At 60.7% G+C, this 13,707-nt stretch carries 12 protein-coding genes; 5 read left to right on the forward strand and 7 right to left on the reverse strand.

Features of this window, described 5'->3' with window-relative positions:
• Window positions 1-170: 170 nt before the first annotated feature.
• Window positions 171-1,451 (reverse strand): sensor histidine kinase, encoded by a 1,281-nt coding sequence (locus BLW22_RS23660; RefSeq protein WP_065925018.1) that lies wholly within the window; start codon window positions 1,449-1,451, stop codon window positions 171-173.
• The gene (gene colR / locus BLW22_RS23665; protein ID WP_027605482.1) at window positions 1,441-2,124 is read right to left on the reverse strand and encodes a two-component system response regulator ColR; all 684 of its coding nucleotides are present in this window, start codon (window positions 2,122-2,124) and stop codon (window positions 1,441-1,443) included. The genes BLW22_RS23660 and colR overlap by 11 nt, the downstream gene beginning before the upstream one ends.
• A 201-nt stretch (window positions 2,125-2,325) precedes the next feature.
• Here colR and BLW22_RS23670 point away from each other — a divergent pair, with 201 nt between their 5' ends.
• Both BLW22_RS23670 and BLW22_RS23675 read left to right on the forward strand, forming a co-directional pair.
• Complete coding sequence (locus BLW22_RS23670) at window positions 2,326-4,275, forward strand: LTA synthase family protein (protein WP_074847558.1); 1,950 nt, start codon at window positions 2,326-2,328, stop codon at window positions 4,273-4,275.
• Between the two features lie 51 nt (window positions 4,276-4,326).
• Window positions 4,327-5,046 carry a phosphatase PAP2 family protein gene (locus tag BLW22_RS23675; RefSeq protein WP_074847559.1) on the forward strand — a complete coding sequence of 240 codons (720 nt, stop codon included), beginning with the start codon at window positions 4,327-4,329 and terminating at the stop codon, window positions 5,044-5,046.
• 78 nt (window positions 5,047-5,124) lie between these two features.
• Here BLW22_RS23675 and groL read toward each other — a convergent pair whose 3' ends face one another.
• The 5 genes from groL to BLW22_RS23700 all read right to left on the reverse strand — a co-directional run bounded on the left by groL (window position 5,125) and on the right by BLW22_RS23700 (window position 9,742).
• Window positions 5,125-6,771: a chaperonin GroEL gene (gene groL / locus BLW22_RS23680; protein WP_065925015.1), complete on the reverse strand. Its 1,647-nt coding sequence runs from the start codon at window positions 6,769-6,771 to the stop codon at window positions 5,125-5,127.
• A gap of 50 nt (window positions 6,772-6,821) precedes the next feature.
• Window positions 6,822-7,118 (reverse strand): co-chaperone GroES, encoded by a 297-nt coding sequence (locus BLW22_RS23685; protein ID WP_003175874.1) that lies wholly within the window; start codon window positions 7,116-7,118, stop codon window positions 6,822-6,824.
• A gap of 247 nt (window positions 7,119-7,365) precedes the next feature.
• Window positions 7,366-7,842 (reverse strand): FxsA family protein, encoded by a 477-nt coding sequence (locus tag BLW22_RS23690; RefSeq protein ID WP_024077215.1) that lies wholly within the window; start codon window positions 7,840-7,842, stop codon window positions 7,366-7,368.
• Window positions 7,843-7,908: 66 nt separating this feature from the next.
• A complete protein-coding gene (locus BLW22_RS23695) occupies window positions 7,909-8,640 on the reverse strand; it encodes a HugZ family pyridoxamine 5'-phosphate oxidase (protein WP_074847560.1) in 732 nt (243 codons plus the stop codon).
• A 94-nt stretch (window positions 8,641-8,734) separates the two neighbouring features.
• Window positions 8,735-9,742 (reverse strand): DUF481 domain-containing protein, encoded by a 1,008-nt coding sequence (locus tag BLW22_RS23700; protein ID WP_074847561.1) that lies wholly within the window; start codon window positions 9,740-9,742, stop codon window positions 8,735-8,737.
• A 144-nt stretch (window positions 9,743-9,886) separates the two neighbouring features.
• Here BLW22_RS23700 and BLW22_RS23705 point away from each other — a divergent pair, with 144 nt between their 5' ends.
• The 3 genes from BLW22_RS23705 (at window position 9,887) to BLW22_RS23715 (ending at window position 13,696) form a co-directional block, all read left to right on the forward strand.
• Complete coding sequence (locus BLW22_RS23705; RefSeq protein ID WP_043293512.1) at window positions 9,887-10,249, forward strand: MGMT family protein; 363 nt, start codon at window positions 9,887-9,889, stop codon at window positions 10,247-10,249.
• Between the two features lie 43 nt (window positions 10,250-10,292).
• Window positions 10,293-11,825 (forward strand): AmpG family muropeptide MFS transporter, encoded by a 1,533-nt coding sequence (locus BLW22_RS23710; RefSeq protein ID WP_065925013.1) that lies wholly within the window; start codon window positions 10,293-10,295, stop codon window positions 11,823-11,825.
• A gap of 155 nt (window positions 11,826-11,980) precedes the next feature.
• The gene (locus BLW22_RS23715; RefSeq protein ID WP_065925012.1) at window positions 11,981-13,696 is read left to right on the forward strand and encodes a proline--tRNA ligase; all 1,716 of its coding nucleotides are present in this window, start codon (window positions 11,981-11,983) and stop codon (window positions 13,694-13,696) included.
• The last annotated feature ends 11 nt before the right edge of the window (window positions 13,697-13,707 follow it).

Here is a 13,707-nt window from a genome sequence, read left to right on the forward strand (position 1 = left end):
TGATGCCTACAACCTTAAGCAGCGTCCTGTGATCAACAGGTCAACCCCTTGTGAAAAACTTGTCCTGTCCAATCTCATATATTTCAAGACTTTACAGATACAAGCAATATCATGGGGCCATCTTCGCCGAATTACGGGGATCTCTGGCAGGATAACGGCAGCGGGAACGTTCAGGCGTTGACCTGACTCAACTGGACATGAAAGCGACAGCCATTGGGCTCCACGGTGCTGAGGGTAACGCTCCAGCCCTGGTTCTCGCAGATGCGCTGGACCAGTGACAAACCCAACCCCAGACCCTCGCCGCGCTTCTCACTGCCGCGGACGAACGGCTCGAACATCGCTTCGCGCTTGTCTTCGGGAATGCCGACGCCGCTGTCTTCCACCACAAACCCGGTCGGCTCCAGGGTCAGCCGGATGAAGCCGCTTTCGGTGTAATGCAGGGCATTGCGCAACAGGTTGCCCATCACGGCATGCAGGAAGGTCGCGTTGTAGCGCGTATCCAGCGGGTCGCCCGGCTGGTAGATCAACTCCAGGCCCTTGTGTTCGATGGGCTCGCGCCAGATGCCGAGCAGATCATCAGCGACCTGGGACAGATTGGCCCTAGGCGACATGCTCCCGTCATCATGCTGAGCCCGGGCCAGCATCAGGAAGGTTTGCACCAGTTCGCGCATTTCTTCGCAGGCCCGGGCGATTCGCTCGACCTGGTTACGCCCACGCTGATCGATAGCCGGGTTTTCCAGCAACAGTTCGCAGGAACTGGCCAGCACCATCAAAGGCGTGCGCAGTTCGTGGCTGACATCGCTGGTGAACAACTGCTCGCGGGACAACGCCTGGCGCAGGCGCCCCAGCGTGGCGTCGAAGGCCACCGCCAGCTCACCCACTTCGTCGGCCGCGTAGTCCGGTGCCAGGGGAGGCGCCAGGCCCAGCAACTGGTCGCGGTGCCGCACCTGGCGAGCCAGGCGCACCACCGGCGCCATCACTTTACGGGCCAGCACCCAGCCGAGGAATACCGCCAGCGCCAGGCTGAGCACGAAGCCCACCAGCACCACGGCAAACAGCACGCGCTCGCGCTCTTCGAAATCGCTTTGATCCTGCAGCAGCACATAGCGCCGACCGTCGACCACTTCTACCATGGCGTGGTACGACAACGCCTCACGAAACACCTCATGAAACCCTGGTTCCAGATGCCGCAGGTCCTTGGGCAATTCAAAATCCCCGGGGCCACCGCTGAAGTAAAATAGCTGGTCGGGCTCGGGCCGGTGCCGCCAGTCCTCGACGGTGTCCATCAGCAGCAGGCGCTGCAGGTCACCGCCCAAGCCTGCCGAGATCAACTTCTCTTCCACCAGGTGCACGGTGGCGACGATGCCCATGGCGAAGGCCCCCGCCACCAACGCACTCATCAAGGCAAAGGCGATGATGATCCGCTGGGCAAGGCTTTGCTTAAACTCCATCACGGCCCTCGGCCAAGCGGTAACCCACACCATGCACGGTTTGCAGCAACGGCTTGGCGAACGGCTTATCGATCACCTGGCGCAACTGGTGGACATGGCTGCGCAGGCTGTCGCTGTCCGGGCAGTCATCGCCCCACAGCGCCTCTTCCAGCACTTCCCGACGCAATACGTGGGGACTTTTCTGCATCAAGACCGCGAGCAGCTTCAGGCCGACCGGGTTGAGCTTGAGCAGGCGCCCTTCGCGGGTCACTTCCAGGGTATCGAGGTCGTAATTCAGATCAGCCACTTGCAGGGCGCGGCGACCGCCACCTTGGGCACGGCGCAGCACCGCTTCGATGCGCGCAGCCAGTTCCGACAGGGCAAACGGTTTGAGCAAATAGTCATCGGCGCCGGACTTGAAGCCCTGCAGCCGGTCATCCAACTGGTCGCGAGCGGTGAGCATGATCACCGGCGTGTCACGGCGCGCGTCCTCACGCAGGCGTTTGCACAAGGTGTAGCCATCGATGCCAGGCAGCATGATGTCGAGCACGATCAAGTCGTAATGCTCGGTCGCGGCCAGGTGCAGGCCCGACAAACCGTCCTGCGCACAGTCCACGGTGTAGCCTTTTAGCCCCAGGTAGTCGGCCAGGTTGGCCAGAATATCGCGGTTGTCTTCAACCAGTAGAATTCGCATGGGCAGTGTCTCCGTACGCGGTAACGGCCGTGTTGGCTCGCGCAGCTTAAGGCCAAGTGTGGCTCAGGGATAGAGCGGAAAGGCGTGCCAATATAGGTTTTCAACCGATTCAGCCTACCAACGAGTTTTTCACTATAGCTTCACAAACTGACTACAGTGTCAGGCAGAAGATCGCCCCCCATTGATATAAGGAACATGGACATGGGGTTGCTCAAGACGGCGCCAATGCGCTATTTGCTGTTGGTAACCGGTGCCTGGCTGGTTATTTTCCTGCTCACTCGTGGCGTGCTGCTCATCACCCATTTGGATGAAGTCGGCGGCAACCTGTTGCCGGTGTTTGGCGTGGGCCTGCTGTACGACCTGGGTTTCCTGGCGTATGCGGCACTGCCGCTGGGTTTGTATTTGCTGCTGTGCCCGCCCGTGCTGTGGCGCCGTCGCGGTCACCGCTGGTTCCTGCAGGCCGTGCTCACCGTCAGCCTGTTCGCCATGCTATTTACCTCGGTGGCCGAGTGGCTGTTCTGGGATGAATTCGGCGTGCGCTTCAACTTCATTGCCGTCGATTACCTGGTGTACTCCGACGAGGTGTTGAACAACCTGCTCGAGTCCTACCCGATCGGCAAACTGCTGAGCCTGCTCGCCATGCTGGCGATTGTCTTGAGCCTGGCCTTGCGCAAGCCGTTCAATGCGGCGATGAGCGCCCCACTGCCGCCGATGCGCGGTCGCCTGGTGAATGCCCTGGCCCTGTTGGTGATTGCTGGCCTCAGCCTGCAACTGGTCAGCCAGGACAGCCCGCGAGCCCAGGGCGGCAACGCCTACAAGAACGAACTGGCCAGCAATGGTCCGTATCAGTTTTTCGCCGCATTCCGTAACAACGAACTGGATTACCCACAGTTCTACAAAACCCTGCCGACTGAGGTTATCGCCACGCAACTGCGTACAGAGCTGAGCGAACCCAACGCCCGCTTTATCGGCCAGGACTCGCTGGATATCCGCCGCGCCATCACCAATCCGGGCACGCCGCGCAAACCCAATGTCGTGCTGGTGACCATCGAAAGTTTCAGCGCCAAGTACATGGGCAGCAACGGCGACGAGCGCAACCTCACGCCTAACCTGGATGCGCTGCGTAAACAGAGCCTGTATTTCAATAATTTCTATGCCACCGGCACTCGCACCGACCGTGGCCTGGAGGCGATCACCCTGGCGATTCCACCCACGCCCGGGCGCTCGATCGTCAAGCGCATCGGTCGTGAAAGCGGCTTCGCCAGCCTGGGGCAACAGCTCACGGCCGTCGGTTACGACAGCGTGTTTGTGTACGGCGGGCGCGGGTACTTCGATAACATGAACGCGTTTTTCAGCGGCAACGGTTATCGCGTCGTGGACCAGAGCAGCGTGCCCGAGTCAGAAATCTCGTTCAAGAACGCCTGGGGCATGGCTGACGAGGACCTGTATAACCAAACCCTGAAACTGGCCGACATCGACTACGCCAAGCAGCAGCCCTTTTTGCTGCAACTGATGACCACTTCCAACCACCGCCCCTACACCTACCCGGATGGGCGTATCGACATCAAATCCGGGAATGGCCGCGACGGCGCGGTGAAATACACCGACCACGCCATCGGCCAATTCCTGGAAGCCGCCCGCCAAAAACCCTGGTTCGATAACACGATCTTCATCTTCGTCGCCGACCACACCGCCGGCAGCGCAGGCAAGGAAGACCTGCCCATCACCAACTACCAGATTCCGCTGTTCATCTATGCGCCCAAGCTGATCGACGCACGGGAAAGCGCACAACTGGCCAGCCAGATCGACCTGGCGCCCACGCTGCTGGGCCTGCTCAACCTGAGCTACGAATCCACCTTCTTTGGTCGCAACCTACTGCAAGACAACCCACTGCCACCTCGGGTGGTGCTCGGCAACTACCAGCACCTTGGCCTGTTCGACGGCAAGGACCTGGCCATTCTCAGCCCACGCCTGGGCCTGCGCCGCCACGACCAGGCCCTGGGTGAGAGCCAGGAGTTGCGGGTCGGCAGCGATGACCCGTTGATCCAGCGGGCGATCACCTACTACCAGGCCGCCAGCTATGACTTCAAACAACAGTTACTGAGCTGGAGAGCGCCCAAGGAAGAGGCCCCGGCACTGAGCACGCGCTAACCAAAACGCCCCGCACAGGTCAGTACGGGACGTTTTTCACCAGGGTCCACCATGGGAACCACCCCCGCCGTCCCCGTCTCCAAACCTCTCAACCTATGGCTCTGCCTGGGCATCCCCGGCGGCGCTGCGCTCCTATTGCTGCTGCTGGAGCTGACCTCGCTGGACATGAACCTCGCCAAGCTGTTCTACAACGGCGCGGAGGGCGGCTTCATCGGGCGTTACAGTTTCTTCCTCGAAGACATCCTGCATGATCGTGCCAAACAGTTGGTCATCCTGTTCTCGGTCCTGGCGATCCTGGGATTTGCCGGCACGTTTATCCTCCGGCGGCTCAAACCCTATCGGCGTGAACTGGGCTGCCTGGTGCTGTCCCTTGGGCTGGCGACCGCGTTTGTCGCTCCGCTGAAAACCATCACCGGCGTCCAGTGCCCGTGGAGCGTCCAGGAATTCGGCGGTCAGGAAACCTACAGCAAATTGCTGAGCCCTCGCCCGCCCACCGATAAACCCGGGCGCTGCTGGCCAGGCGGTCATGCCGCCACCGGGTTCGCCTTGTTTGCCCTGTTTTTTGCACTGCGTGACCGGCAGCCACGGATGGCGCGCAGCGCATTCATCTTCGCCGTCGGCTTGGGCAGCGTTTTTTCCGTCAGCCGTATGATGCAAGGCGCGCACTTCTTTTCCCATAACGTGTGGACGGCAATTTTCTCCTGGCTGATCTGCCTGGGGCTGTATTGCCTGTTGCTGTACCGGCCCTCCAAGCGCGCGGCGCCCACCTGAGCCCAAGCCGCCGCCCACAAAAAAGCCCCACCTGCATTACTGCAGGCGGGGCTTTTTCAGTACAGGGGTAAGGCTGGCTTACATCATGCCGCCCATGCCACCCATGCCGCCCATGTCTGGCATACCGCCGCCAGCCGAGCCTTCAGCCTTTGGCTTGTCAGCGATTGCAGCTTCGGTGGTCAGGATCAGACCACCGATGGAGGCTGCGGCCTGCAGCGCGGAACGAGTCACCTTGGTAGGGTCCAGGATGCCCATTTCGATCATGTCGCCATAGACGCCAGTCGCAGCGTTGTAACCGTAGTTACCTTTGCCGTTCTTGACTTCGTTGACCACAACACTTGGCTCGTCGCCGGAGTTGGCAGCGATCTGACGCAGCGGTGCTTCAACCGCACGACGCAGCACAGCGATACCGACGTTCTGGTCAGCGTTGTCGCCGGCCAGGTTGGTCAGGGCTTCCAGGGCACGGATCAGCGCGACGCCACCGCCAGGTACCACGCCTTCTTCGACGGCTGCGCGGGTTGCGTGCAGGGCGTCTTCAACGCGGGCTTTCTTCTCTTTCATTTCAACTTCGGAACCCGCGCCAACCTTGATCACTGCAACGCCGCCGGACAGCTTGGCCAGGCGCTCTTGCAGTTTTTCACGGTCGTAGTCCGAGGACGTCTCGGCAACCTGGGCACGGATCTGAGTGATGCGCGATTGGATGTCGCCGTCAACGCCAGCACCGTCAACGATGATGGTGTTTTCCTTGGAGATGGTCACGCGCTTGGCGCTACCCAGGTTTTCCAGGGTGGCGCTTTCCAGGCTCAGGCCGATCTCTTCGGAGATAACGGTACCGCCGGTCAGGACGGCGATGTCCTGCAGCATGGCCTTGCGACGGTCGCCGAAGCCTGGAGCCTTGACGGCTGCGACTTTAACGATGCCACGCATGTTGTTCACAACCAGGGTCGCCAGGGCTTCGCCTTCAACGTCTTCGGAAACGATCAGCAGTGGGCGGCCGGCTTTGGCAACGGCTTCCAGCACTGGCAGCATTTCGCGGATGTTGGAAATCTTCTTGTCGACCAGCAGGATCAGCGGGCTGTCCAGCTCGGCAACCATGGTTTCCGGCTTGTTGACGAAGTACGGGGACAGGTAGCCACGGTCGAACTGCATGCCTTCGACAACCGACAGTTCGTTTTCCAGGCCAGTGCCTTCTTCAACGGTGATCACGCCTTCTTTACCGACTTTTTCCATGGCTTCGGCAATGATGTCGCCGATGGAGCTGTCGGAGTTGGCGGAGATGGTGCCTACCTGGGCGATAGCCTTGGTGTCGGCGCAAGGCTTGGACAGGTTTTTCAGCTCAGCGACGATGGCGATGGTGGCCTTGTCGATGCCGCGCTTGAGGTCCATCGGGTTCATGCCGGCAGCAACGGCCTTGTAGCCTTCGTTGACGATCGCCTGAGCCAGAACGGTGGCGGTGGTAGTACCGTCGCCTGCGTCATCGTTGGCACGGGAGGCAACGTCTTTGACCAGCTGCGCGCCCATGTTTTCGAAACGGTCTTCCAGTTCGATTTCTTTGGCGACGGAAACGCCGTCCTTGGTGATGGTCGGAGCGCCGAAGCTCTTCTCGATGATCACGTTACGGCCTTTCGGGCCCAGGGTCGCTTTTACTGCGTCAGCCAGGATGTTGACACCGGTGAGCATTTTCTTACGGGCGGAATCGCCGAATTTAACTTCTTTAGCAGCCATGATCGATATTCCTTAAATACTTTGTAGTAACGGGAAAATGAGCGGGGAAATCAGTCTTCCAGAACGGCGAGAATCTCGTTCTCAGCCATAACCAGCAGGTCTTCGCCGTCGACTTTCACAGTGTTGCTGCCGGAGTAAGGGCCAAATACAACCTTGTCACCGACTTTAACGGCCAGCGCACGTACGTCACCGTTTTCCAGAGTCTTGCCTGGGCCTGCAGCGACGATCACACCGTGGTTGGCTTTTTCAGCAGCCGAACCTGGCAGAACGATACCGCCAGCGGTTTTCTTTTCTTCTTCGCTGCGACGGATTACGACGCGGTCGTGCAGAGGACGAAGCTTGCTCATTGTCGATCTCTCCTAATTGTGTTTTTCATCGGCCGGTATCGATACCGGCGGGTTGTATTCCGGCAGTGCCGGTCGCGGTTCGCTGGGCGAAACACGGAAGTCTGTCCGGTGTCGCCACCAGAAACCTTGCGGTGACCGTTACATAAGGGCGCATAAGCTTATTACAAGGGGCCGGCGATGATTTTTTTTGCGTCTGCCGGCCTATAAAAGCAACACGGCACCCGAAGGTGCCGTGCCAGTGAAGCGGTTATTTGCTGTCGCGGTGTTCGAACTCGCCTTCGATCACGTCGCCTTCTCGCCCCAACGGTTGGCGCGGAGCCGGGCCGCCACGGGGTTGCAGGTCGTCGGCGAACGCACGTTGGCGAATAGCGGCCTCTTCGGCGCGCTGGCGCATCTTGCCCGCCAGCAATTTGCGGGTGAACGGCAGCAGCATCACCAGGCCCACTACGTCGCTGATAAAGCCCGGGAGGATCAACAGGCCGCCCGCCAACGCCATCATCAGGCCTTCGAGCATGGTCTGGGCCGGCAGTTCGCCGCGGTTCAGGCTCTCACGGGCACGCAGCGCCGTGGCCAGGCCGGCGACGCGCAGCACCAGGACGCCGAGCATCGAGCCGAGAATGATCAGCAACAGGGCCGGGAAAAACCCGATCGCACCGCTGACTTGAACGAATACGAACAGCTCCAACACCGGGAACAGCAGAAAGAGCAATAAAAAAGGGCGCATCAAAAGGTTCCTCAACGCAAGAATGCCTTGCCAGTCCACCTTAGATGACGTCGCCGTTTCGTGAATTCAAGCTTCAGCGACGGCTTTTTTCGGCCAGACCTCGGCGTGGGCCAATGAAACCAGGGCTTCACGTACTTGTGTCGGCGTGTTGCAAGACGCCGCAAACGGCAGCCAGTGCAAAGCCTGGCCGATGCGCAGATGCAGGCCTTCGCTGTCGATGCCGGCCAATTGCGCAGGTTCGAAAGCAGGCAAGCCGGCCAACTCGACGTAATGGGCAATGGCCTTGGTGTGGTCGCTGTTCATGTGCTCGATCATGCTGCGCTCGGCCTTGCCCGCGAAGGGGTTGGCCAGGGTCAATTGGTCGATCCAGTGAATCGCGCCAAACCCGCCGATATAACGGTGACGCACCGGCTTGAGCACCCAGAAATCGAAATCGTGGGCCTGGTGGTAGTTGGCCGAATCGGGGAAGTAGCGGTAATAGCGCTCGGCCGCTGCTTCGATGGCGACCGGGTCCTCGAGTTTCTCGGCTTCGGCCAGGTAGGTCAGGCGCCCCACGGCCTGCACATCATCCGCTTCACGCTCGCCGACCAGCAGCGAACACTTGGGATCTTTTTGCAGGTTATGGGTGTGCTGGGCGATACGGCTGATCAGAATCAGCGGGCGGCCCTGCTCGTCGAGGCAATACGGCACGACCGAGCCGAACGGAAAGCCGGGCATGGCCTTGGACAGTGTGGAGAGAGCCCCACGGTATTCCTTGAGCAACAGCTCTCGGGCGTTCTTGGCAACCTGCGTGCTCAACGTATGACTCCTCGGGTATTCGGCCGCCCATAGCGTATGGGAATGGATCTCAACACAAGGTAATCAATCTACGCGCCGGTTGCCAGCGGCTCGATTACCAGGCGACGCCGAAGCCTGCGGTATAGCGGGTCTTGCTCAGGCTGCTTTCCGAATCGCCGCTGATCACGTCGCGCTCGGCCTTGAGGTTGAGCGACGCCCACTCGGTGACTTTATAGCGCAGGCCCATTTCCGCATCCAGGGAGTACTCGGCCGGGCCGTCGATAGGCTTGCCCACCTCGCCATTGGTGAAGAACTCAACGGTCTTGCCCACCAGGTAGCGGTTGTAGTTCCACTTCATGGCCAAGGAATAGAAGTTGTCCTTGCCGCCATCGGCGTACTCGTAATCGGTGCGGTTGACCAGCGAGCCGAGGGAGAACGCCCCCAGTTCGTCGTCCCAGAACTGGTAGCCCGGGCCGGTACCGACGGTACGTTGGCGCGCCAGGTCTTCAACCTTGTCGCGCTTGTAGGTCAGGCGCCCCTGCCAGAACCAGTGCTCGGTGATGAAGCGGTCTAGGTCATACTCCAGCGCCCAGTTGTCGGTGGTGGTGACGTCGTCCTGGAACTCGCGGTTGTACTCGCCCTGCCCGGTATGGCGCCATTGGCCATGGCGCGCGGTGGTCTTGAAGTCGATGTCGTAGTCATTGGTGTCTTTTTCGGCGCGCTTGTAGTCCAGCGCCATGTCGACATTGCCCTTCCACATCAGGTCTTCGATCACCGGCTTGGGCTTGATGATCTGCTGGATACTTGCCAGCTCGACGGTCTTGGGCGCCTCGCCATTGGCCAGCACCACCTTGCCATCGTCCGCCGCCTGCAGGGACTTGGCCTTCTCGCCGGTGTAGGCGTCCTGCTTGACCAGCAACTCCTGGTCGCTCTCCAGGGTTTTCACCTGCTTCCAGTCCACCGGAATGGCGCCGGCGTAGTCGGTCTGGATCAGCAGCTTGCCACCGTCGAAGACCTTGATCTTGCCGGTCAGGCGATCACCGTTTTTTAACCAGACGGTATCGGCCAGCAGGGGCGTGGAGGCACTGAAGACAGCGAGGCACAGCAGGGTTCTGGACAACATAAGCGGATGGGGAGCTCAAGGTTGGCGAAAAGGGGCGATTATCGTGTTAGATAGCTAGGACTGACTCAAGGATTTGTGTTGAGTTCAATTCTCAACAGCATACTTACAGACGTTTCTTACAAAAGACCGAAGATCCCAACGGATATGCCCACAGTCAATCAGCCTGCCGATGCCCCACAAACCCCCGCCGAAATGCGCCGCACCGCGCTGTACCTGACCCTGGCGCAAGTCCCCGCCGGTTGCGTGGTGAGCTACGGCGAACTGGCGCAACTGGCCGGGCTGGGACGCGCCGCGCGCTGGGTGGGTCGTACCTTGAGCCAACTTCCCGAGGGCACCACATTGCCCTGGCATCGCGTGCTGGGTGCCGGTGGTCGGATAAGTCTGCCGGTGGGCAGCGCCTCAGGCGACGAGCAACGGGCGCGCTTGCGTGACGAGGGCGTCACGGTGCGCAACAATCGCGTGGATATTCAGCGCCATGGCTGGCGCCCGGTAGAGCACAGCGGTTAGAGTGCGCGCTTTGTTTCCGTGAATCTGAGGCAGACTCCAGCCCATGCCCCGTAAAACCTGGCGCGCCGCGCTCGCCGCCTATGCCAGCCCCTCGACGTTAGTGCTGTTGTTGCTCGGCTTTGCCGCCGGCTTGCCTTACATGTTGGTGTTCTCGACGCTTTCGGTGTGGCTGCGTGAGGCCGGTGTGGCCCGCGAGACCATCGGCTATGCGAGCCTGATCGGTTTGGCGTACGCCTTCAAATGGGTCTGGTCGCCGCTGCTCGACCAATGGCGCCTGCCACTGCTCGGTAAACTCGGACGTCGTCGCTCCTGGCTGGTGCTTGCACAGTCGCTGGTGATCCTCGGATTGATCGGCATGGGCTTCTGCGACCCGCAGAAACACCTGTCCTGGCTGATCGCCATTGCCGTCGTGGTGGCCTTCGCTTCCGCCACCCAGGACATCGCGGTCGACGCCTATCGCCTGGAGATCGCCGACGACAGCCGCCAGGCCGCCCTGGCCGCCAGCTATATGTCCGGCTACCGCATCGCCGCCCTGCTGGCCACGGCCGGTGCGCTGTTCTTTGCCGAAGGCTTCGGCTCCACCGGCTTCAACTATAAGCACTCGGCCTGGACCGGCACCTATGTGCTGTTCGGCGTGCTGATGATCCCGGCGCTGCTGACCACGCTGTTCATGCGCGAACCGAATGTACCGCTGCGCACCCAGTTGCAGGCCGGGCGCTACAGCTTCGTGCATCAACTGGTGTCGGTGTTCGTGCTGATCGTGTTGCTGGTGTCCGTACCGGCGATGTTCACCCAGCTGTTCAACACCGACTTCGCCAGCGTGCTGTTCCAGGGCGTCAGCCTGTGGGACTTGCTGATGGACGACCGCGCGTTCCTGCGCGCCATTCTCTATATCATTCTCACCACACTGTGCCTGTCGGCCATGGGCCGACGGGGCCTGGCGCCGGTGCTCACGCCGGTCAACGACTTTATCCTGCGCTACCGCTGGCAGGCATTGCTGCTGCTGGGGCTGATCGCCACCTATCGCATGTCCGACACAGTGATGGGCGTGATGGCCAACGTGTTCTACATCGACCAGGGCTTTACCAAGGATCAGATCGCCGGGGTCAGCAAGATCTTCGGCCTGATCATGACCCTGCTCGGCGCCGGCATGGGCGGCCTGCTGATCGTGCGCTTCGGCATCCTGCCGATCCTGTTTATCGGCGGCGTGACGTCGGCGGGGACCAACCTGCTGTTCGTGATGCTCGCCGACATGGGCCCCGACCTGCAGATGCTGATCTTCACCATCTCCCTGGATAACTTCAGCTCGGGCCTGGCCACGTCGGCATTCGTGGCCTACCTGTCGAGCCTGACCAACCTCAAGTTTTCCGCCACCCAATATGCGCTGCTCAGCTCGATCATGCTGTTGTTGCCTCGCCTGATCGGTGGGTATTCGGGGGTGATGGTGGAGAAGTTCGGGTACCACAACTTCTTCCTGATCACCTGCATGCTGGGCGTGCCGACATTGCTGCTGATTGCGTTGCACTGGTATCAGGAGAATCGGCGGATTCGGTTGAATCCGCCGGTAGAGGACTGATTCTGGGGGCCCTTTAAAAGCCAGACCGCGGCGCCCCCATCGCGAGCAAGCTCTGCGCCTACAGACAGCCCTGCATTCTGATGCCTGTACGGCGGCAGTTTGCGCCCGTACAATCCCAAGTCATTTCAAGTCCAAGCAACCGACAACGGCCTACCATGCGTACCAGTCAATATTTGCTCGCCACACAGAAAGAAACGCCTTCCGATGCGGTCGTGATCAGCCACCAGCTGATGCTGCGCGCCGGCATGATCCGCAAACTGGCCTCGGGCCTGTACACCTGGCTGCCCATGGGCTTGAAGGTGATGCGCAAGGTCGAAGCCATCGTTCGCGAAGAAATGAACGCCGCCGGCTCTCTCGAAGTGTTGATGCCGAGCACCCAACCGGCCGAGCTGTGGCAGGAATCCGGGCGCTGGGAAGAGTACGGCCCTGAGTTGCTGCGCTTCAAGGACCGTCATGGCCGCGACTTCTGCGCCGGCCCGACCCATGAAGAAGTGATCACCGACCTGATGCGCAACGAGTTGAGCAGCTATAAACAGCTGCCTCTGAACCTGTATCAGATCCAGACCAAATTCCGCGATGAAATCCGCCCACGCTTCGGTTTGATGCGCGGCCGCGAATTCATCATGAAGGACGCCTATTCGTTCCACGCCGACCAGGCATCGCTGCAGGCCACCTACGACCGCATGCACCAGGCCTACTGCAATGTGTTCACGCGCCTGGGCCTGAAGTTCCGGGCGGTTGAAGCGGACAATGGCTCCATCGGCGGTGCCGGCTCCCACGAATTCCACGTGCTGGCCGAGTCCGGCGAAGACGATATCGCGTTCAGCAACGGTTCCGACTACGCGGCGAACATCGAGAAAGCCGAAGCCGTGCCACGGGAAACCTCCCGTCCAGCCCCGGCTGAAGAACTGCGCCTGGTGGATACGCCAGAGACCAAGACCATCGCGGCCCTGGTGGAGAAATTCAATCTGCCGATTGAAAAGACCATCAAGACCCTGATCGTGCACGCCGAAGAAGAAGGCAAGCTGATCGCCCTGGTGATCCGTGGCGACCACGAACTCAACGAAATCAAGGCCGCCCAGCAACCTGGCGTGGCCAGCCCGCTGGTCATGGCCAGCGATGCCGAACTGCGCGACGCCATCGGCGCCGGTGCCGGTTCCCTCGGCCCGCTGAACCTGCCGCTGCCGATCATCATCGACCGCTCGGTCGAGTTGATGAGCGACTTCGGTATCGGCGCGAACATCGACGACAAGCACTACTTCGGCGTGAACTGGGAGCGTGACCTGCCGGTGCCGACCGTGGCCGACCTGCGCAACGTCGTTGCTGGCGACCCAAGCCCGGACGGCAAGGGCACCCTGGAAATCAAGCGCGGCATCGAAGTCGGGCACATCTTCCAGCTGGGCAACAAGTACAGCAAGGCGATGAAGTGCGAAGTGCTGGGCGAGAACGGCAAGCCGATTACCCTCGACATGGGCTGCTACGGCATTGGCGTTTCCCGCGTGGTTGCCGCTGCCATCGAGCAGAACAACGACGAGAAAGGCATTATCTGGAGTGACGCCCTCGCGCCTTTCCAGGTGGCCCTGGTACCACTGCGTTACGAAACCGAGCAAGTACGCGAAGCCACCGACAAACTGTATGCCGAACTGACGGCCGCTGGTTTTGAAGTGCTGCTGGATGACCGCGACAAGAAAACCAGCCCGGGCATCAAGTTCGCCGACATGGAGCTGATTGGCATCCCGCACCGGATCGTGGTCAGTGACCGCGGCCTGGCCGATGGCAATCTGGAATACAAGAGCCGGACCGAAGCCGAAGCCCAACCCTTGCCGGTGGCTGACGTGCTGTCTTTCCTCCAGGCGCGTATTCGTCGCTGAAAACCAGATCA

The organism is Pseudomonas marginalis, from assembly GCF_900105325.1.
GTDB classification, from domain to species: domain Bacteria; phylum Pseudomonadota; class Gammaproteobacteria; order Pseudomonadales; family Pseudomonadaceae; genus Aquipseudomonas; species Aquipseudomonas marginalis.

What these genes read in the sequence shown, in the direction of transcription:
- BLW22_RS23660 (WP_065925018.1), bottom strand. Translation starts at nt 1,451, where the DNA reads ATGGAGTTTAAGCAAAGCCTTGCCCAGCGGATCATCATCGCCTTTGCC.
- colR (WP_027605482.1), bottom strand. Translation starts at nt 2,124, where the DNA reads ATGCGAATTCTACTGGTTGAAGACAACCGCGATATTCTGGCCAACCTG.
- BLW22_RS23670 (WP_074847558.1), top strand. Translation starts at nt 2,326, where the DNA reads ATGGGGTTGCTCAAGACGGCGCCAATGCGCTATTTGCTGTTGGTAACC.
- BLW22_RS23675 (WP_074847559.1), top strand. Translation starts at nt 4,327, where the DNA reads ATGGGAACCACCCCCGCCGTCCCCGTCTCCAAACCTCTCAACCTATGG.
- groL (WP_065925015.1), bottom strand. Translation starts at nt 6,771, where the DNA reads ATGGCTGCTAAAGAAGTTAAATTCGGCGATTCCGCCCGTAAGAAAATG.
- BLW22_RS23685 (WP_003175874.1), bottom strand. Translation starts at nt 7,118, where the DNA reads ATGAGCAAGCTTCGTCCTCTGCACGACCGCGTCGTAATCCGTCGCAGC.
- BLW22_RS23690 (WP_024077215.1), bottom strand. Translation starts at nt 7,842, where the DNA reads ATGCGCCCTTTTTTATTGCTCTTTCTGCTGTTCCCGGTGTTGGAGCTG.
- BLW22_RS23700 (WP_074847561.1), bottom strand. Translation starts at nt 9,742, where the DNA reads ATGTTGTCCAGAACCCTGCTGTGCCTCGCTGTCTTCAGTGCCTCCACG.
- BLW22_RS23705 (WP_043293512.1), top strand. Translation starts at nt 9,887, where the DNA reads ATGCCCACAGTCAATCAGCCTGCCGATGCCCCACAAACCCCCGCCGAA.
- BLW22_RS23710 (WP_065925013.1), top strand. Translation starts at nt 10,293, where the DNA reads ATGCCCCGTAAAACCTGGCGCGCCGCGCTCGCCGCCTATGCCAGCCCC.
- BLW22_RS23715 (WP_065925012.1), top strand. Translation starts at nt 11,981, where the DNA reads ATGCGTACCAGTCAATATTTGCTCGCCACACAGAAAGAAACGCCTTCC.